Origin of the sequence: Vreelandella salicampi (genome assembly GCF_013415105.1) — a bacterium.
Classification (GTDB): domain Bacteria; phylum Pseudomonadota; class Gammaproteobacteria; order Pseudomonadales; family Halomonadaceae; genus Vreelandella; species Vreelandella salicampi.
In genome coordinates this window covers 43,318-61,830 of the sequence record NZ_JACCDF010000012.1, presented here as the reverse complement: position 1 = coordinate 61,830, position 18,513 = coordinate 43,318, and the positions used below count along the sequence as shown (strand labels likewise).

Sequence of the window (18,513 nt, the reverse complement as noted above, 5' to 3'; positions counted from 1 at the left end):
GTTACCAGTTCACCCCCATGCCGACATGGTAGAGGGTATCGCGCAGATCTTCGGCGCTGTTTTCGACCCAATCGGCCTCCACCGCCATGTTGAGCGACATCCACTCGGTGAGCGGGTATCGCACGCCGGTTTCGGCGTTGAACTGAAAGCCGGTAGCGCCGGAGAACGCGCGACCGGTGCGGCCGCTGGCGTAAAGCTCGAAAAGCTCCTGCCAGAAGTGGCGATTAAACTGCCACTGCAGCGCCCAGGAGTAAAAGCGCTCCTCAGGCTGGCTTGCGTAGGTAAAGCGGTTGCGGCTGAGTAGTGCCGAGAGCGAAAACGCGCTCTGCTCAGTATCCCAGAACTGATACCCCGGCCCCACCCCTAGGGCGAGCCGCCGGGAGATATCTTCCTCCCAATCGCGCTTTGCGCTCACTCGGCCCTGCCAAAAGCGTTGACGGGACACAAAGCGCTCCGGCGAGTAAGCCAGCTCCCAATCGTTATCGCGCCGCTCATTGTCGCGGTATTCACGATAATAACTGCCCCGCCATGTATGGCGCCAAACACCCTGGGCCACATGTTGGCGCAAGTCGATATCGACTTCGTGGGTATCCACGGTGCTGTTTTCGTACTCGACCGCCACATCAAGGTTGCCGCGGGAGGAGAACGGGCGATCCTCGGGGCGATTACTCGCGCGCGCCTCTGACAGAAAATCGCTAACCGGCACTTCGGCCCCACTCCACTCCACCCGCGCGACGTGCTCGGCATCAATGAACAAAATTCCGGCAGCGTCTGAATCTAGCTGCCACTCATTCACCGTGTAACGAAGCACCGTACCGGTAATACGATCACCGTTTTCCAGCCATAGCGTATCGGCAGCCAAGGGCAGCGGCGCCAAAAGCCCGCAGAGCGCTAAAAACAATTTCCCCTCGCGCTGGCGAGGGGAAATGAAACCGCGAGTCACTACCTCTCCCATCGGCACTATCGATCCGCTATCCGCATTTGGACCAACCGCAACCGGCGTAGCAGGTGGGGCAACCGTCCATCATGATCAGCTCGCCGCGACATTCGGGGCAGTGGCCGACCGTGGCCGGGCCACTGCCTTTAGGCTTTTTTGGCGTGTTTTCCGCCTCTGAGCTTGAGCCAATCGGCTCGACCGCGCCGTTAGGCACGCTCTCTTCTTCTTCGACCGGCGGCTGCCAGGCATGGCCGTGCTGCATGCGGTGCTGATAGCGCTCGACGAGTGATTCTACCGGTACCTGGTTGCCATCCTGATCAAGGAAACCGCGGCGATAAAGAATCTGCTGGATCGACCAGGCAATCGCCGCCACTTCCGAATCGTGGAACATCGGTTTGCCCCAGCGGTTCCAGCCGCAGCGCACCAGCCCCTTATCCCACGCAACTTTGCGCAAATCGGCCACCGCTTGGGTGACGTAACCGCCGCGAGCGGCCAGCGATAGGCTGCGCATGGTGGCGGTGATCCACTGGTGTTCGCTTGAAAGCTGCCCGGAAGGGAAGAAAAACTCCACCGGGCGCTCAATCACCACGCGCTTGCCGCCTACCACGCCTTCAACGGGCATAAACGAGACCAGCAAGTAGACTTTCTTACGGCCTTCCGCGCCAACGTAAGAGATCTTCTCCGAGACGGCTTCCAGCGTGCCTTCCGGGCGCGAGGGGATGCGCACCGTGAGCGGGTTCTCATCCTGCAGCACCGGCTCGGGGGTGGCGGGCTCATCCTGCTTGATGCGGTAACCGACGATCTTCGAGGTAATTTCAACAGCCATTGTCTTCTCCACAGCCTTGTTCACTGTTTTCTTGCACTGAGCAAAAAGGGGTGATGCGTTTACGGGAAATTCGCCATCACCATTTGCCGTAAGTGCCCTCTTTTAACGCATCAAACAGGTTGGCGGCGTTATGTTCTTCGCCATCGTAAACCACCTTTTCGTCACCGTTAAGCTCAACGGTTTCGCCGTTTTCCAGCTCAAACACGTAGGTGGTGTTTTTAAGATCGTCCTCGCGCACCAACACGCCCTGGAAGGCTTCCGGGTTAAAGCGGAAAGTCGTGCAGCCTTTCAAGCGGCTTTCGTACGCCTGCAGATAGAGGTCTTGGAACTGCTCAAAGGGGAAATCGGTCGGCACGTTGACCGTTTTGGAGATCGCCGAATCGACCCACTGCTGCGCGGCGGCCTGCACGGCGACGTGCTGCTCGGGCGTGACCGCATCGGCGGTAATGAAGTAGTCCGGCAGGTCGCTATCCACCGCGTCGGCAACGATAAAGTGACGGTACGCCGCAAGCTCAAAGGAGACCACTTCTACCTGTTCTTTGGTCTTCTTGCCCGACTGAATAATGTTGCGGAAGTAGCGGTGCGAGAACGACGGCTCAATACCGTTAGAGGCGTTATTGCCCATAGAAAGCGAGATCGTGCCGGTTGGCGCAATCGAGCTGTGGTGGGTAAAGCGCGCGCCGTGCTCGGCAAGGGCAGCCACCAGCTCCGGCTCGTGCTCGGCGACTTTGGCCATGTACTCGCTGTAGCGGGCATGCAGAATGCGCCCCGGTACTTTGTCGCCGATTTCGTAGCCGTCTTTTTTTAGCTGCGGGCGCTCGCGCATCATTTTCGGCGTGATGGTGTGCTCCTCACTCAGCACCGGCGCCATGCCTTTCTCTTGAGAAAGTTCCAGCGCTTGCCTCCAGCCCTCAATGGCTTGATGACGGCTGACTTCCTCGGTGAAGGCGAGCGATGCTTTGGAGCCGTAAGGGATTTTGAGCATGGTCAGCGTGGAGCCCAGGCCCAAAAAGCCCATGCCGTGGCGGCGCTTGTTCTCGATTTCGCGCTGCTGCTGGGGCAGCGGCAAGCCAGCAATTTCGACCACGTTATCCAGCATGCGGGTGAAGATGGCCACTACCTTGCGGTAGCGCTCCCAGTCAAAGCGCGGCTTATCGCTAAAGGGATCGATGACAAACTGGGTGAGGTTGATTGACCCCAACAGGCACGCGCCTTCTGGTGGCAGCGGCTGCTCGCCGCACGGGTTGGTCGCGCGGATATCTTCGCAGAACCAGTTGTTGTTCATGCGATTGACCTGGTCGATCAGAATAAAGCCCGGCTCGGCGTAGTCGTAGGTGGACGCCATGATGGTATCCCATAGCTCGCGGGCTTTGATCACCTCAACAACGCGGCAGGCGACACGGCCTTCGTCATCCACCGTGTAACCCTCTTCGATCACCGGCCAGTCGCGGTAGATCAAATCCTCAGGCTTCACGTCCTCTTTTTCACCCGGGTGCAGCGGGAAGGCCAGCGGCCAATCGGCGTTTTGCTTCACCGCTTCCATGAACTCGTCGGTGATCAACAAGCTTAGGTTGAACTGGCGCAAACGCCCGGCTTCGCGCTTGGCTTGGATAAACTCGCGCACATCGGGATGGCCGACGTCGAACGTGCCCATCTGCGCACCGCGTCGCCCGCCCGCTGAGGCGACGGTAAAGCACATCTTGTCGTAGATATCCATAAACGCCAGCGGGCCGTTAGTGCCGGCGCCAGCGCCAAACACGAACGCGCCTTTGTGGCGCAGCGTCGAAAAATCATAGCCGATGCCCGCGCCGGATTTCAGCGTCATGCCCGCATCAACCACGGAGTCGAGAATATCGCGCATGGAATCGCGAATGGTGCGCGACACGGTGCAGTTGATCAGGCTCACGGCGGGTTTGTAAGCTTCCGCGCCGGCGTTGGAAAGAATCCGACCCGCCGGAATGGCGCCGTTTTCCAGCGCCCAGCGGAACTTGGGCAACCACTCGTCCGCCTTATCCTTTTCTACCGCTGCCAGCGCACGGGCGACGCGCTCGAAGGTAGCGCCGACATCCTGATCGACCGGCTGACTATGGCGGTCTTTCAGGCGATATTTGGCGTCCCAAATTTCCCGCGACGGCGCTTGTAGCGGTACATCGTTGGAGGTTTTGACGGCGTTGGCAGCAGTGCTCATGGGGCTTAACTCCTTCCCGACGGGAACGTGGCGACTGAAAACAGCAGAGCAGAAAACGAAGCGCATTATACGGCGCACAGTGGTGAAGTATAGACTTGACAGCCACCATATAGGCTAGCTTTTTGTAAATTTTCTACTAGATATAGGAAAATCAGCGCGTTAGCTTTTTTTCCAGGCGCCGACCGTTATAGGCTGCTTTTTGCGCCATTTTCATCAACTGCACCATTTGGATAAAGAGACCCGTATGCCTGTTAGCGTATTATTCCTTGTGTTACGTCGCACGTTGCTCGGTATCTGTTTGCTGCCGGCCGTCGCCTTCGCCACTTCCTTTAATGTCAGCGATGCCGAGCGCCACGCTCACTGGCAATCAATGACGCTCGCTCTCGGCGATGAGCGTCATTTTCGCGCCGTGGAAGATCACAGCTATCGTGATGCTACCCTGAGCGTCAACGCCACACACAATGTGTGCGATTTACCTTGGCTGGAGATGCGCGTCACGCTGGAGAAGCACCAAGGAAAAAACGATACGCTAAACGTGGTGCCGGCGCTGATACGCGTAGATGACGGGGAGATTCGCCAAGCGGTCGCGGAGTTTATTACCCAGCGCGGCGATGACGGTTTCTATGCGCACTTTTATATCAACGCGCTGGACAGCGTATTGGCGGAAATGCGCGAGGGCGAGCAGCTTTTTATCGCCTTTGAACAGGGCGAACGCGAGCCGTGGCACATGACATTCAGCCTAGACGGCGCCGACGCCGCCCTCACGCGGATGCAAACCGCGTGTTATAGCGAAAGCGTTTCCACAGGCCCTGGGCGCGAGAACCAGTAGCCTTGGTACGCCATGCAGCCCTCGGCGTAGAGCCAGTCGCGGTGCGCCCCCGTTTCAACGCCCTCGGCGATCACCTCAAGCTCTAAGCTGTGGGCGAGCGCAATCACGGTGCGCACAATGGCCGCATCTGCTGGGTCCTCAAGCACATCGCGCACGAAGGATTGATCGATTTTAAGCTGATCCAGCGGCAGCCGTTTCAGGTAGGCAAGCGACGAATAACCAGTGCCGAAATCATCCAGTGAGAAGCGCACACCGAGTTCGCGCAACTGCTCCATGCGCTCGCACACCGCTGCTAAATCTTCCATTAACAGGCTTTCGGTGACTTCAAGCTTAAGCCGCTGCGGATTCGCCCCGGTACGCGCCAACACCGTTTCGACCTGCTCGACAAACCCCACCTGGCGAAACTGGTTGGGGCTGACGTTCACGGCGATGCTTAAGGGCTCGGTTGACGGGTCTCGCGCCCACTGCGCTAGCTGCTTGCAGGCCGTTTCCATCACCCACCCCCCCACCGGCCCAATCAAGTGGCTCTCTTCTGCCAAGGGGATAAACACTCCCGGCGAGACCACGCCGCGGCTAGGGTGCTCCCAGCGCACCAAGGCCTCAACGCCAACGACGTCCCCGTGTGCATTCACTTGGGTTTGGTAAAAAAGCGTCAGCTCTTGGCGCTCAATAACATGGCGTAAATCGGCTTCAAGCTGAGCGCGGTCGATCACCGCCGCCTGCATCGTCGGGTCAAAAAAGCGCAGGGCATTTCGCCCAGCGGCCTTGGCTTGATACATAGCAAGGTCGGCCTGCTGGAGAATCGCGCTGACGCCCTCACCGTCACTATGAAACAGGGTAATGCCGATACTCCCGCTGATTTGCAGCACGTGCCCGTCCACATCAATTGGCTCCAGCAGCGTTTTTAGCAACTTTTGCGCCACGGCTTCGGCGCTGTGCGTCGCCGCTTGATGATTAACGCCAAGCTTGTGCAGCATTACCACAAATTCATCGCCGCCTAAGCGCGCCACGGTATCGTTATCGCGCACGATGCCAGATAACCGCTCGGCCACGGCGTTTAACAGTGCATCGCCCAAATAGTGACCAAGGCTGTCATTGATGGTTTTGAAGTTATCCAGGTCAGTAAACATCACAGCGCTGTAGTGGCCTTCGCGCTGGGTGTCCTTAAGCGCGGCCTCTAGCCGGTCGATCAACAGACGCCGATTGGGCAGCCCGGTAAGCGAATCAAAAAACGCCAGTTGGTGAATTTCCTCCTCAGCTGCTTTGCGCTGGGTGATATCGCTAAGCGTTGCCACATAGTGGGTCACCTCACCGGCATCGTTACGCACCACGCTAATGGTGAGCCACTGGGGATAGATATCACCGCTTTTGCGCTGGTTCCACACCTCACCTTGCCAGCGGTCGTGCTCGTTCAGTTGCCGCCACATCACGCGATAGAAGTCGGCATCGTGGCGACCCGAATTCAACAGCGCTGGCGTCTGCCCGAGCACCTCGTCTTCGCTGTAGCCAGTGATCTCGCTAAAAGTGCGATTGACCTGCACGATACGGTTATTCGCATCGGCGATAAACATGCCCAGATGTGTTTCAAACGCCATGGCCGCAATTTTAAGCTGCGCGGCTTTTAGCTCGCTGGCCTGCTGCGTTTTTTTGCGCGCGGTCACTTCCTCGGCTAGCCGGTTGCGGTGCTCTCGCAGGGCCTGCTCAGCGACATACAGATGGCGGTAATGACGCAACGTTAGCCCACCTAGCGCCAACAGCAGCATGCTGCCGACCAGCAACGCCCAAAAGCGTCGCCACCAGTCGTGCAGGTAAACGGTGGTGTTTTCGCCGACGATCACAAGCCACGGGGCCGTTTTCAGCTTGCGCCCGGTGAACAGCCGTTGATTCCCATCCAGCGGTGAGTGACGCACCCAACTGTCACTCAAAACAGATGAATCCAAAAAGGCGTTAAGCTGCTCGGTGCTCACCACTTTGCCCAGTAGCGATTCAGCCTCGCGCTGATCGTCGCTACGCTGGACCATCACCCGCGCCGACGTATCTAAAAGCGCCACGCTATCACCGCTGCGCAGCGGCAACTGGTTCACCACGTGAACGATATAGCCAGGCGATAACCAGGCGACAGCCAAAGCATCCAATTCGCCGTTACTATTTTCAATGCGCAGGGCGTGAAGCAGATACGGCGAACCGTTGTTTCCCTCACGGTAAAGCGGTGATACCGCACTTTTTGGCCCGCAATCGTTGCAGGCAAGCGTTTGAAGTAACCTCGACTCGTCGATGGACAAGGATAGCGGCGCGGTTGTAGCCACAAGTTCCCTCTTTGGCGATAGCACGGCCACGTCTTGCCACACATCCAGGCTATCGCGCTGGCGCTTTAGCAGCATCGCCAAATCTTGCTGTGCCAAGCCTTGGGCTTGCCAAAGGTGGTAAAGATCACCGACGCCTTGCAGTGAGTGCCGCGACGCATCAAGGGCGCTTTCCATCCACTGCACGACCATCTCGGCATTGGCGGCCGTGTGCATCTGCGCTTGCTGCTGTTGACTGTGGTAGAAGTGGCGCATTTCCCAAATCACCAATAGCAACAAGCCCACAAACATTACTCCGGCGCTCCACGTGGCGCGCCGCGGGGACATCCAGTCTCCGATTAACGAGCGTAGCGTCACAACACCTCCCTCGCTGCGACTTCCACCCGGTTGCGCCCCCCGTGCTTGGCTCGGTACATTGCCTCATCCGCCCGTGCCACCATACTTTTGCAGCTATCATCCGGCTGCCAAGCGGCCACGCCAATGCTCACCGTCAACGGTTTGCTCAGCCCGTCAACGCTGAGCATGGTCACCAGCTCGCGTAAGCGCTCTGCCAGGCCGATTAATGCCTCCAGATCCGCATGCTTGGCGAGCACGATAAATTCCTCTCCGCCCCAGCGGCCTAAGTGGTCGCAGCCGCGTAGCGACCCTTCTACCATACGTGCCAAGGCAACCAATACGTCATCACCCAAGGCATGGCCATGGGTGTCATTGATCTCTTTAAAGTGGTCCACATCAAAAAGTAGCAGTCCAAAATGTGCCCCATAGCGCTTAGCCGCCACCAGCTCAGCGTCGATGGCCTGCTCGATGCGGTAACGGTTCCACACCTGCGTTAAGGGGTCAAAATGCGCCAATTGCTCCAGGCGTTGATTGGCCTCTGCCAGTGCTTTGCGCTCCTGTTCTAAGTAACCATTAAGCTTGCTGATCTCATACGCCGATATCGCCAGCGTCAGGTCTTCGCCTAAATCCACCGCGGCTAAGCGCTCAACGCGCTGCCAAGCTTCGCTTTTGCCCACCACTTCTTCGTACCAGGCGGTAGATGGCGAAGGCAACGTCAGCACAGACGGCTGGTTTGGCGAAGGATGATTGGGCGAAGGCTGCATGGCCCAATAAAGCGTTTCAACCTGCTGGGGACGAAAAAACAACAGCCAGCCGCGCTCATCCGGGCTAAACGGCAACGGAACCGCCAGCAAACCGCACTGCTTGTCCATCGTCAGCGAACTGGTCAGCGGGTTTTTCGCCAACTCACGGCTGCACCAGGGGCCAGAATGGTCATGGGTGCGCGTCAGCCGTTTAACGAGCTGGTTGATCACGGTAGGCGCCGGGCTATTGCCTGCTAGGTAGCTATTGCCGCCAATCCAGAGCGCCACGCCGTGAGCACGAAAAAGCTCCATCCATATCTCGGCCTGCGCGCTCAACAGCTGTTCTGGGCTTTGCGGCTCCTTACGGTCGGTGCTGGAGAGTACCAGGCTATCTTGCACGCGCTGTAAGTAGCGCGCCTCTTGCCGCGCACGCAGCAATAGTAGACGCTGCGTGGCCATCTGCACCAACGCCCGCACGGCATCGCGCACCGGCGGCGGCGTGGGGTACGGCGTCGCCGCATGGCAAACGACCATACCCCAAAGCCCCGCATCGCCTTGCATGGCAAGGCTTAACGAGCCGTGTACATTAAGATTCTGTAAGTAGCGCACGCGATCCGGCGCTGGGGCGCGCAATAGACTATCTTCCAGTGAGGGTGCCGCCGACTTGGGTAAAAAACCCACGGAAGGCGCCTCAAGATCTTGAATGTAGCGGATGGGATTGCGCTCGTAGGCATGGCGCAACGCGACGGGAAATTCGCTGGCTGGAAAGCGCTGCCCCAAGATCGTGGGCAGACGCCCACCCAGTGCCTCGGCAAGAATAAGTCCGTGCCAATCGCTATCGAAATGACACACCACTACCCGGTCATAGCCGGTTAATTCTTGGATCGACCCCACCAAGTTGTCGAGTAGCTCTTCCTGGTGGGTGGCATCGGCGAGCTTCATTAATCGTTCGTTCACGGCCCCAAGCAAGCGCCATTTACCCAACGCCTGCAGTGGCTCGATTTCGACCAACACCTGCGAACCGCTGCGCAGTGCATGAATCTGGTAGCGTTCGTTGCGCCCGTGCGTTTGGCGCACAAAGGTGAGCGGTGCCGGTAGGTTCTCGCGCCCTTGCATGGCACGGCGCAAACGCTGGCTCAACCGCTTACCTAAAAGGCACGAAAGAGACAGCTTATCTGGCTCCGGCAAGGAGATATCGAGTAGCGCGCCAAGGTTCGCGCTTACCGAATGCACGCGGCGACACGCGCTATCCACCGCCGCCACCGCGCCAAAAGGCTGAATGTGGGCGGCTAAAGCGCGTGCAGAGGATTTCTTAGCCGTCGGTTTGTTTGCAAACAATGGCGTCACGAGCGTTGCCTCGGAAACAGTTTACCCACCCACCGGTTGGCGTAACAGTAGCTCAACGCGCCGATTGGCCGCACGGCCTTCCGACGTGTCGTTGCTTTCCATGGGCTGGGTGTCAGCGTAGCCAACGGCCCGCATACGAGAAACGTTAATCCCTTCACCCTTCAAATAGCGCAGTACGGCAATCGCCCGCGCCGCAGAAAGCTCCCAATTAGAAGGGAAACGTACGGTCGAGATAGGAATGCTATCGGTGTGGCCTTCAATTGAAATTTGCCCATCAAAGGATTCTAACACGTCGACCAGGCTGCCAATCACGCCACGACCCTGCGCCGTCAGCTGCGCTTCACCGCTGGAAAACAACAGGCTGTCATCAATACGCAAGGTGATGCCCTCACGCCCCTGCTCCACCTTAACGCCCGGCATCGTCAGGCCGGAAAACTGCGGTTGCAAGCCTTCGTGGCGGGGCTGTATCCCGGTGGCCATGGTAGCAAGCGACATCGACGGTACCGCACTCGGCGGACGCATGCGTTCACTGTCGCTTGCTTCGCCGCCTCCGGGGGGCGTTAGCGCGAGCAACAGCACAAACAGCGTGATCAACAATGTTAACACGTCAAGGTAGCTGGTCAGCCAGCTCTCATCGTCGCCCTCACCTGATGGCGCCGGCTCTAACGTTTGACGCGTATCGCGGTCCAGCATGGCCGCTACCCCTTATTCTTACGCGTTTTCACGTTAGGATCGCGAATTTCATCGTGATAGTTCTCGATAAACGAGTTAAGCGTCTCCTCGATAAACGAGGGCAGCCGGCGTTTGGTAATCAACGAGATCCCTTCCAGCACCATGTTCATGGTGATCAAGCGCTCTTCCGTGCGGCGTTCAAGCTTAACCGCGATGGGCTTAAAGATCAGGTTGGATAACAAAATGCCGTAAAAGGTGGTCAAAAGGGCCACGGCCATCCGCGGACCAATAATTTCTAAATCGCCGGCGTCCATAACTTCCAGCATATTCACCAGCCCCACCAAGGTGCCGATCATCCCAAACGCAGGCGCGTAGGTAGCCATGGTGCGAAAAATTTGCGCCTCGGCGTGTTCGCGTGCCTTAAGCCGCGCGATCCGCCAGCGCAGCATATCGAAAATCTCGTCTTCTTTGGTGTTGGCAATGACGAGCTGAATCCCCGAGCGCAAAAAGGGGTTGCGGGTGTATTCCAGCGCCTCTTCGACCGCGCGAACGTCGCCTTTGAACCACAGCCGCGACATATCCACGAGCTCTTTAATGTCGTCGCGCACGTAGGTATTCTCACGCCGGAACACCACCCCCACCAAACGCACCACGCGCAGCACTTCGCGTAGGGGGTAACTGATAAACGTCGCGGCGAGTGTGCCGGTAATCACAATCGCCAGCCCCGGCAAATTGAGAAAGCTTTCGGGCGACTCTGCGGTAAAAAAAAGTACGCTCACCAGCAGCACAAGGCTGGCAAACATACCGATTAGCGTTGAAGGGTTCATCAACGGCTCCTTGCCGGTCACTTAACGTCAAAAATTGCCGTGCCCTCGGCACGGCGAGGGTTATTACCGGCTCCGCTTAGGCGGAGTCGTGTAGTTTCGCACGCAGACGGCTAACCGCCTGACTGTGCAGCTGCGATACGCGCGATTCGGTCACGCCGAGCACCGCACCGACCTCTTTTAAATTCAGCTCTTCTTGGTAGTAGAGCGCCATTAAGAGCTTTTCCCGCTCGGGCAACATGTCGATAGCCGCTACGAGACGTTCGCGCTGCTGGCTATCAAGCAGCTGCTCAAACGGCTGACTCTGCGCCCCTTGCCCGGCGGCGGGCTCGCCACTCTCTTCCACCAGCGCCTCAAACGGCAGCAGCTGGCCGCTATTGGTGTCGTGAAGGAGCTGCTGATACTCGCCTAGCGGTATCTCCATCTCAGCGGCGATCTCGTGCTCTTCCGGCGCGCGCCCAAGGCGCTGTTCCAACTCGCGCACGGCTCCATCCACCGCCCGCGCGGAGCGACGCACGCTGCGCGGCAACCAGTCACGGGTACGCAACTCATCGACCATCGCCCCGCGGATACGCTGGCTGGCGAAAGTGGCAAAGGTAGCCCCTTGGCTGGCGTCAAAACGGCTTAGTGCTTCTAAAAGCCCGACCGTGCCCGCTTGAATCAAGTCATCAAGTTCTATACTTGCCGGCAGCCGCACCTGCAACGATAACGCCTGGCGTCGCACCAATGGCATGTATTGGGTCAATTGATCTTGCTGTTCAAATCTACCCTGTGCTGTGTACATCGTTTGCCTCGCGGCTGACTACCTTCACTGGTAATTGACGATAACTTGCATGCCCCGCACCCGCACCGGCGGCTTCCCTGCCGGCAAGGTAAAACGAAAATGCAGCGGTACCGAGGCGGGTTCACCAGCAAAAGCCCGAGTGCTCCCGCGCATTCCCGTTAACGCTGTACAGCGCTCAGATTGACACAGCCAAGCGTTGACCGTCTGCCCTGGCGGGTGTTGGAAACGCCACTGAATGCGATTTATCGCCCCGCCCTGAACAGGAGCATCCGGAGGAGGCGCTGCGTGTTGCGAGGCGCTTTGGCGGTCGCTCATCGCTACCATCATACCCGGCACCTGCGCCACCCAGCTACCTGGCGCGGCCTGGGCCGCGCCCGTTAACAGCGCAGCGAACAAGGCGAAGGCACTTGCCCAACGCTGCCTATCATTGTGTCGTTGCATGGCATTTGCCTCGCTGCGTTATTCTCATCACTTAAGCTTACGCCAAATGGCGCCTATTGGGCCAAAATTAGCAGTTCAACGCCTAAATAAGCCTGTGCGGCCGCGTGCAAATTATCCAAAAGCCCGGCACGCGGCAAGTGGGGCTCGTGCAGCGCCAGTAGCCGCCTGGGGCCACCCGCATTACGCAGCTGACGCAGCGTGCGGTAGGTATCGGCGAAGGTATCGGCATGGCTGCTCACCCAAAGCGCCCAGCGCGAATGTTCACGCGCCAAGTGGTGCAGCGCGGGGTCATCGGGCATCACCACGCGCACGTCCCAGTCATCAGGGTCACCGGCCCACTGCCGCCCCAGCGCTGACCACTGGCCTAACCGCGCCTTAACGCGATTGGCCTGTAATGTGCTTGGCGAGGGTAAGCCCACGACCAACAACACGGTTTTTGGCTTTGGCGGTGCTACCGTCTCCGGCTCTGCGGCGGCCGCCGCCGTCGGGGCTTGCTCGTCCGGCGCGCTTTCCTTGCGCGGCTCGGTTTCGGTTTCGGTTTCGGTTTCGGTTTCGGTTTCGGTTTCGGTTTCGGCCAGCATCTCGGCATTTTCGACCGAGCTGTCTACCGCTTCCTCTTCGGGCGACTGTGGGTCGTCTACCACATCACCAGTCGCATCCGACTGCTGTTGACGCTGCAGGTTGGCCCATTTACGCAGCCCTGACGCTTGATCTTGCGAGCCTGTCACACGACACCCTCCCGGTTAACGCTCCCCAGCTGGCGAATCGCATCTCGAGCCATCAGCGCATAAAGTAGTGCGTCCAACAGCGCCGTATCGCGCCGCCGCCGCCGACCGCCGAGTAAACCAAGCAAATCGCTACGTAGCGTGGCCGCCGCTTCGTCGGTGGCCACATCCAGATGGCTTGCCACCGACGCGCAGCCGCTCGCCATCAACAAACGTACTTCGGCGCTGACTTCGCCACCGTCATCCTGCTTGAGCTGCTGCCAGGCGCGGCGAGTCAACGGCGCCAGCCCCTCGCCTTGAAGCTGGGTGACCAACAGCGAAAGCGCATCGGCGCCTAAGTGCTGCGGCGTCAGCCAGTAGCGGCGCACCACGGTTTTGGCGTTTTCGGGGTCGCGAACTCCCCCGTACCAGGCGAGAAGCGCCTGGCCGTCGTCGCTCTCCACTTCGGTATAAACATCCCACAGCTCCAGCGGCTGACCGCGAAAGCGCACATCCACGCTGTGGGTTAACGTGCTTTCAGCAAATAGTGACTTCAAGTTGGTGCGCTCGCCTTGGTAAACCACTCGCTGCGAGGCGCGCACTTGGCTAACCCAGGTAAGGCGCTCGGTATCGAGCCATTCGCGCGTAGCGGCATCGGGCAGCAGCGGCAGCAAATGAACTGCGACGCCACTTTGCGCCGTGACTGCCGCCAGCCGCGGCTGCCAACCGGCCGGTTGACGGTGCTGTAACCACGCCAGCGCCAGCCACGCACCATCCGGGTCGAGGCCGATATCGGGCATCGCCCAATCGCAATTGCGTTCGTTGCGCCGCGGTGACCACTGCATCCCCAGCGTGGCGCCGGCAGGCGGGTAATCCGCGAGCAGCTGATTGATACGCTGATCTTGCACGGTCGCCGGCAGTGCGGCCAAATCCCAACTCGCTTCCAAATGAGCAAAGCCGCCGATGCGATGACGCAGGCGGCTCAAAAGCGATGACAGCCGCCTCCCTTGGCCCAGTACATCCCGCGACCAGCGTGGCAGCGCCAGAGAAGATTCGCTCGGCGTATCAACGGCATGCGGGGAGCGCGGCGTACGCGTTTTCAGCGCTTGCTCAATGAGCCCATCGGCATCGGCGACGCTCATGTCTTCCGGCACCTGCTGGCCGTGAGAGCCAAACAGCACGCGCATGCCGTGGCGCATAATAATATCCAGCACCGGCGCCAAACGGCCCGCCTCGTCCTGCTTGGTGATAATGCAGTCATCAAGCTCTGCCCCAGCGGCGCGGGCGGCCTGGCGATAGCGCAGCACCACTTCTTCTAGGGTTTCGGGTTGGCTCGCGGCATTAAGCAGCAGGGCCAAACGTACCCGCGAGCGCCCGCCTTGCAGGTGGGCAATTTGCTCAATCACGCGTTGATCGCGCTGGCTCATGCCCACGGTGTCGATAATCACCCACTGCTTGCCTTGAAGGCGGCCCAACAGCGAGTCGATAGGCTGCTCGGCGTCCAGCGCGTACATGGGGATATCCAGCAAGCGGGCGTAGATACGCAGCTGCTCATGGGCGCCGATACGAAAGCTATCCGTGGTGACCAGCGCGACCGGACGCGTGCCGTGGCGCATCACAAAGCGCGCGGCGAGCTTGGCCGTGGTGGTGGTTTTGCCCACTCCGGTGGGCCCCACCAGCGCCACGATGCCGGTTTCATCAAAAAAGGCGTTTTCCGCGTTGAGCACCGAAAGCCGTTCGGTCAACTGCTCGCGCAGCCAGGTAAGCGGTCGTTCACTATCTTCAGGCAACGCGGCAAAATCCGGCGGCATCCCCGGCAGTACTTCGTTGGCAATCTCAACGCTAAAGCCCACTTCAAACAGCAGCTGGTGCAGGCGCTGCGCCCAACCTTTGGGCGGCGCATGGGCCGCCGGCTGACCGCTGCTGGCGAGCAGTGCGCGCATATCCTGCATTTCTTTGAGCAAGCGCTCGCTCATCGCCTGCAGCGGGTCGGGTGCGGTGGGTGCGGCGGAAGACGACGACTGAGGCGCGGGCGATGCCACATTCGCGGACGGCTCGGGGGTAGCAGGCGCGGGCGCGCTACTAGCAGACGACGTCGCCGGTGGCTCTTCCGGCGTGGGCTCGAAGTGATCCACCGCCGAATCCGCCATGGCGAGAATTTCTACCCCACCCTCGGTGCGGCGATTAGCGACAATCAGTGCGTCGTCGCCTAGCGACTCGCGCACTTGGCGCATTACATCGCGGCTATTGGCGCCCACGAAACGTCTTACGCTCATGTTTCACCCTCTGCCCGTGGAATAAAAAGCGCTCGCGCCATTACTGACGCCCGCCTACCAGCGTAATCACACGCAAGGTGCGATCATCGGGAATTTCTGCCTGCGACATCACCACCAAGTGGCGTAGCCGGCGGCGCAAGAAGCGCGCCAACACGGCGCGCAGCGAGTGCTGGACGACCAGTACCGGCGGCTCTCCCGCGCCTTCATGGCGCTCAAGCGCCTGCTCGGCTTGCGTCATCAGCGTATCGGCAAGACCGGGTTCCAGCGCTCCGCTGCCGTTCATGGCCTGCAGTAGCACTTGTTCAAGCTGGGCATCCAGCCCCATCACGTTGAGTGTGTCTTGCCCGGCGAACCACTGCTGGGTAATCGCGCGACCAAGGGCCACGCGCACCAGCGCGGTAAGCTCGTTGGCATCTTGCTGCTGCGGCGCGTACTCGGCCAGGGTATCGAGAATGGTGCGCATATCGCGGATGGAGACATCCTCGTCGAGCAGATTCTGCAAAATACGCTGCAGCACCGTCAGCGAAATCGCCTTGGGGACCACTTCTTCGACCAGCGATTTCTGCTCGTCGCTGAGTTTGTCGAGAAGCTTCTGCACCTCGGCACGCCCCAGCATTTCGGGTGAATGGCGGTGCAGCAAGTGGTTAAGATGCGTGGCAATCACAGTGCTGGCGTCCACCACCGTATACCCGTACACCTGGGCGTGCTCGCGCTGATTGCTATCGATCCATATCGCGGGGAGGCCAAACGCCGGGTCTTGCGTCGGCGTGCCCTGCAACTCGCCCGAGACCTGGCCGGGGTCAATCGCCAGCCATTTGCCCGGGTGCGCCTCGGCGCGGCCGATTTCCGCGCCTTTCATGGTCAGCACATAGGCGTTAGGCGAAAGTTCCAAATTATCGCGGATATGCACCACCGGCGGCAAAAAACCGACTTCCTGGGCAAACTTTTTGCGTACGCTTTTAATCCGCCCCAAAAGCTCGCCTTTTTGGCGCGAATCGACCAGCGGAATCAACCGGTGGCCCACTTCCAGGCCCAGCGTATCGACTAACTGCACGTCTTCCCAGCTGGCTTCGGGTGCCTCTTGGGAGGGCGGTGGCGCTTCCGCGGAGATTTCCTCTTTCACCAACTGCTGGTTCTTTTGCCGAATCAAAAACCACGCTAACCCACCGAGCAGCGCGGTGAAAATCAAAAACACTAGGTTGGGCATGCCGGGAACCATCCCCAGAAGCCCCATCACCGCAGCGGAGAGAATCAACACCTGCGGGTTAACAAACAGCTGACTCAACATTTGCTGGCCAACGTCTTGGTCGGTCGTCACGCGCGAGACGGTAACGCCCGCCGCGGTGGAGATGACCAGCGCCGGAATCTGCGCGACCAAACCATCACCAATGGTTAGCAGCGTGTAAGTCTCCCCCGCATCGGCAAAGCTCATATCGTGCTGCATCATACCGATCAGCAGTCCGCCGATGATGTTAACCACCATAATCACCAAGCCCGCCATGGCATCGCCACGCACGAACTTGCTCGCACCATCCATGGAGCCGTAAAAATCGGCTTCCTGGGACACTTCGGCACGGCGTTTTTTGGCATCCTCTTCACCGATCAGCCCAGCGTTCAAATCGGCATCAATCGCCATCTGCTTACCCGGCATGGCATCAAGCATAAAACGCGCGCCGACTTCGGCGATACGACCCGCACCTTTGGTGATAACCATAAAGTTGATCACCACCAGGATCAGGAACACCACCAGGCCCACGGCAAAGTTACCGCCAACAAGGAAGGTACCAAACGCCTCGATGACTTTACCCGCGGCGTCGCCCCCTTCATGGCCGTTCATCAGCACCACACGGGTGGAGGCTACGTTCAACGAAAGGCGCAATAACGTGGTAAACAGCAGTACGGCTGGGAACGCGGCAAAATCGAGCGGTTTTTGTGTGAACATGCTGACCAGCAGCACCATGATCGCCAGCGCAATGTTGAAAGTGAAGAGCAAATCCAGCACAAACGGCGGCAGCGGCAGGATCATCATGCCAAGAATCATGAGGATCAAGATCGGCCCGGCGAGCATCTTCATGCGCACGTCGCTAAGACGATCACGCTGGTTCAGCAGTTGACTCAGCCCTTTCATGACGGTGTCTCGTTGTCGCGACCTGTGCGGCTATCCAGTTCCGGCGGCACCGGTAGGTTGTCGGGGGTGGGGGGCACCTCGCCTCCTTGATCGGTTACATGCTTTAAGCGATACGCCCAAGCCATGACTTCTGCCACAGCGCTATACAGCTGGGCGGGTATTTCTGCGTCTAAATCGACATGGTGATAAAGCGCTCGTGCCAGCGGCGGCGCTTCTAGACGCGGCACGCCAGCGTCTTCGCCCACTTCGCGAATTTTAGCGGCGACGGCATCCGCCCCTTTCGCGACCAGGCGTGGCGCACCCATTGAGCCTTCTTGGTAAACCAGCGCGACGGCATAATGACTCGGGTTGGTAATGATAACATCGGCGTCGGGCACTTGGCTCATCATCCGGCCCCGCGCCATGGCTTGCTGCTGCTGGCGAATGCGCGCTTTAACCTGAGGATCGCCTTCCGACTCTTTGTGCTCGCGTTTGACTTCTTCTTTGGTCATGCGCAATTTTTTCGCATGGCTATAGAGCTGAAACGGCACATCGATCAAAATCACCACGATCAGCGTCAAGACCATCAGCCCCGCCGCCTGGGCCGCCATGTTCAAGGCATTCGCCAGCGCCTGCTGTACCGGCTGGTCCATCAGCGCCAAAAACTTGCCAATATTAAAATATAAAAACGCCGCGCCTACACCGCCGACCAGCACCGTCTTGGCGAGCGCTTTCGCCAACTCAATCAGCGCCTGTAGGGCAAAAATACGCTGCAACCCCTTCACCGGATTGAGCTTGGAAATTTTAGGCTGCAGCGACTTAGCAGAGATAAGCCAGCCACCCAAAAGTGCCGGTGCGACCAGGGCAATGACCGTAAGCAATAGAAATAGCGGCAGAATCGCGTACAACGTGCGTTCGCCTAAATCCAACGCCGAGACTAACATGGGCATGGTTTCCAGTGCCTCGCGGCGCTCAAACAGAAACGCTTGCTCCATGACCATGCCCAGCTGGTCATAAAGCATCATTCCCATGCTCCAAAGACCAATAACACCGCCGAGCAACATTAAAAAAGTGGTGAGCTCGCGCGAGCGCGGCACCTGACCTTCTTCGCGCGCCTTTTCCTCGCGTCGGGGCGTGGCCTCTTCGGTCTTTTCCTCGTCGCTATCATTATCTGCCATGGCGGGTCATCTATCATT

The 18,513-nt window shown here is 59.1% G+C and carries 14 protein-coding genes; 1 reads left to right on the top strand and 13 read right to left on the bottom strand.

The features are described from left to right. Nucleotide 1: 1 nt before the first annotated feature. The 3 genes from HZS81_RS13360 to HZS81_RS13350 form a co-directional block, all read right to left on the bottom strand. Nucleotides 2–943 carry a DUF481 domain-containing protein gene (locus HZS81_RS13360; protein ID WP_179931069.1) on the bottom strand — a complete coding sequence of 314 codons (942 nt, stop codon included), beginning with the start codon at nucleotides 941–943 and terminating at the stop codon, nucleotides 2–4. A gap of 28 nt (nucleotides 944–971) precedes the next feature. Further along, entirely contained in the window at nucleotides 972–1,763 is a 792-nt protein-coding gene (locus tag HZS81_RS13355; protein WP_179931068.1) for a ribonucleoside-diphosphate reductase, read from the bottom strand. 76 nt (nucleotides 1,764–1,839) lie between these two features. Then, nucleotides 1,840–3,951 (bottom strand): adenosylcobalamin-dependent ribonucleoside-diphosphate reductase, encoded by a 2,112-nt coding sequence (locus tag HZS81_RS13350; protein ID WP_179931067.1) that lies wholly within the window; start codon nucleotides 3,949–3,951, stop codon nucleotides 1,840–1,842. Nucleotides 3,952–4,195: 244 nt separating this feature from the next. Between HZS81_RS13350 and HZS81_RS13345 the strand changes: the two genes are divergently transcribed. Then, nucleotides 4,196–4,780: a hypothetical protein gene (locus HZS81_RS13345; protein WP_179931066.1), complete on the top strand. Its 585-nt coding sequence runs from the start codon at nucleotides 4,196–4,198 to the stop codon at nucleotides 4,778–4,780. Here HZS81_RS13345 and HZS81_RS13340 read toward each other — a convergent pair. The 10 genes from HZS81_RS13340 to flhB all read right to left on the bottom strand — a co-directional run bounded on the left by HZS81_RS13340 (nucleotide 4,735) and on the right by flhB (nucleotide 18,495). Further along, nucleotides 4,735–7,410 (bottom strand): bifunctional diguanylate cyclase/phosphodiesterase, encoded by a 2,676-nt coding sequence (locus tag HZS81_RS13340; protein ID WP_179931065.1) that lies wholly within the window; start codon nucleotides 7,408–7,410, stop codon nucleotides 4,735–4,737. The two genes, HZS81_RS13345 and HZS81_RS13340, sit on opposite strands and share 46 nt — an antisense overlap. Nucleotides 7,411–7,436: 26 nt before the next feature. Further along, the gene (locus HZS81_RS13335) at nucleotides 7,437–9,509 is read right to left on the bottom strand and encodes a sensor domain-containing diguanylate cyclase (protein ID WP_338401865.1); all 2,073 of its coding nucleotides are present in this window, start codon (nucleotides 9,507–9,509) and stop codon (nucleotides 7,437–7,439) included. A 21-nt stretch (nucleotides 9,510–9,530) separates the two neighbouring features. After that, nucleotides 9,531–10,202, bottom strand: coding sequence for an OmpA/MotB family protein (locus tag HZS81_RS13330; RefSeq protein ID WP_179931064.1), 672 nt, complete (start codon nucleotides 10,200–10,202; stop codon nucleotides 9,531–9,533). Nucleotides 10,203–10,207: 5 nt separating this feature from the next. Next, nucleotides 10,208–11,008 (bottom strand): motility protein A, encoded by an 801-nt coding sequence (locus tag HZS81_RS13325; protein WP_179931063.1) that lies wholly within the window; start codon nucleotides 11,006–11,008, stop codon nucleotides 10,208–10,210. Between the two features lie 76 nt (nucleotides 11,009–11,084). After that, nucleotides 11,085–11,789, bottom strand: a complete 705-nt coding sequence (locus HZS81_RS13320; protein ID WP_179931062.1) for an RNA polymerase sigma factor FliA — start codon at nucleotides 11,787–11,789, stop codon at nucleotides 11,085–11,087. Between the two features lie 24 nt (nucleotides 11,790–11,813). Then, complete coding sequence (locus tag HZS81_RS13315) at nucleotides 11,814–12,230, bottom strand: flagellar protein FlhE (protein WP_179931061.1); 417 nt, start codon at nucleotides 12,228–12,230, stop codon at nucleotides 11,814–11,816. Between the two features lie 53 nt (nucleotides 12,231–12,283). Continuing rightward, complete coding sequence (locus HZS81_RS13310; protein WP_179931060.1) at nucleotides 12,284–12,958, bottom strand: hypothetical protein; 675 nt, start codon at nucleotides 12,956–12,958, stop codon at nucleotides 12,284–12,286. After that, complete coding sequence (gene flhF / locus HZS81_RS13305) at nucleotides 12,955–15,210, bottom strand: flagellar biosynthesis GTPase FlhF (RefSeq protein WP_179931059.1); 2,256 nt, start codon at nucleotides 15,208–15,210, stop codon at nucleotides 12,955–12,957. Before flhF ends, HZS81_RS13310 begins: the two co-directional genes overlap by 4 nt. Nucleotides 15,211–15,250: 40 nt before the next feature. Then, nucleotides 15,251–17,338, bottom strand: a complete 2,088-nt coding sequence (flhA, locus tag HZS81_RS13300) for a flagellar biosynthesis protein FlhA (protein ID WP_179931058.1) — start codon at nucleotides 17,336–17,338, stop codon at nucleotides 15,251–15,253. Next, nucleotides 17,335–18,495, bottom strand: coding sequence for a flagellar biosynthesis protein FlhB (gene flhB / locus HZS81_RS13295; RefSeq protein ID WP_179931057.1), 1,161 nt, complete (start codon nucleotides 18,493–18,495; stop codon nucleotides 17,335–17,337). The genes flhA and flhB overlap by 4 nt, the downstream gene beginning before the upstream one ends. Nucleotides 18,496–18,513: the final 18 nt, after the last annotated feature.

Coding starts and splice junctions, on each gene's coding strand:
- HZS81_RS13330 (WP_179931064.1), bottom strand. CDS start 10,202: ATGCTGGACCGCGATACGCGTCAAACGTTAGAGCCGGCGCCATCAGGT.
- HZS81_RS13315 (WP_179931061.1), bottom strand. CDS start 12,230: ATGCAACGACACAATGATAGGCAGCGTTGGGCAAGTGCCTTCGCCTTG.
- flhF (WP_179931059.1), bottom strand. CDS start 15,210: ATGAGCGTAAGACGTTTCGTGGGCGCCAATAGCCGCGATGTAATGCGC.
- flhB (WP_179931057.1), bottom strand. CDS start 18,495: ATGGCAGATAATGATAGCGACGAGGAAAAGACCGAAGAGGCCACGCCC.
- HZS81_RS13350 (WP_179931067.1), bottom strand. CDS start 3,951: ATGAGCACTGCTGCCAACGCCGTCAAAACCTCCAACGATGTACCGCTA.
- HZS81_RS13345 (WP_179931066.1), top strand. CDS start 4,196: ATGCCTGTTAGCGTATTATTCCTTGTGTTACGTCGCACGTTGCTCGGT.
- HZS81_RS13340 (WP_179931065.1), bottom strand. CDS start 7,410: ATGTCCCCGCGGCGCGCCACGTGGAGCGCCGGAGTAATGTTTGTGGGC.
- HZS81_RS13325 (WP_179931063.1), bottom strand. CDS start 11,008: ATGAACCCTTCAACGCTAATCGGTATGTTTGCCAGCCTTGTGCTGCTG.
- HZS81_RS13355 (WP_179931068.1), bottom strand. CDS start 1,763: ATGGCTGTTGAAATTACCTCGAAGATCGTCGGTTACCGCATCAAGCAG.
- flhA (WP_179931058.1), bottom strand. CDS start 17,338: ATGAAAGGGCTGAGTCAACTGCTGAACCAGCGTGATCGTCTTAGCGAC.
- HZS81_RS13320 (WP_179931062.1), bottom strand. CDS start 11,789: ATGTACACAGCACAGGGTAGATTTGAACAGCAAGATCAATTGACCCAA.